Raw genomic sequence first — 425 nt, 5'->3', positions numbered from 1 at the left:
CCAACTTCCTTCGATGGCTGCAGTCGGAATACTGCTTGGACACAACCGATGTCATGCTGCAGAAGACACCGATCACCTTCGATGTCTCGGTGTGGGAGTTCTTCTGGCCACTACAGATCGGCGCGCGGTTGGTCATCGCCGAGCCGGACCGGCATGCCGATTCGGCGTACCTGGCGGAGTTGATCGCAGCCGCGGGAGTGACGACGCTGAACTTCGTTCCCTCCGTTCTCGCAATATTCGCGAGCGAAGTAGACCTGTCGATCGAATGTCCCAGCCTGCGGCGAGTCCTGCTCGCTGGTGAGGCGTTGCCGGCCGGGTTGGCCCAGCAAGTCCGCACCAGCGGCATCGATGTCCACAACCTTTACGGACCCGCCGAGGTGGACGCGGTGTCATTCCATCGCGTGGTGGATTCGGATGTCGAGAGT

The 425-nt window shown here is 61.2% G+C and carries 1 protein-coding gene; it reads left to right on the top strand.

What is annotated here, in order from left to right:
• Positions 1 to 35: 35 nt before the first annotated feature.
• The coding region (locus ON21_RS25315; RefSeq protein WP_281032694.1) for an AMP-binding protein at positions 36 to 425 on the top strand (390 nt) is incomplete at its 3' end.

Source organism: Nocardia araoensis NBRC 100135, assembly GCF_000308435.1.
In the GTDB taxonomy this organism is placed as follows: Bacteria; Actinomycetota; Actinomycetes; order Mycobacteriales; family Mycobacteriaceae; genus Nocardia; species Nocardia araoensis.
Note: the sequence above shows the minus strand (reverse complement) of the source record. Positions and strands in the feature narration are given on the sequence as shown.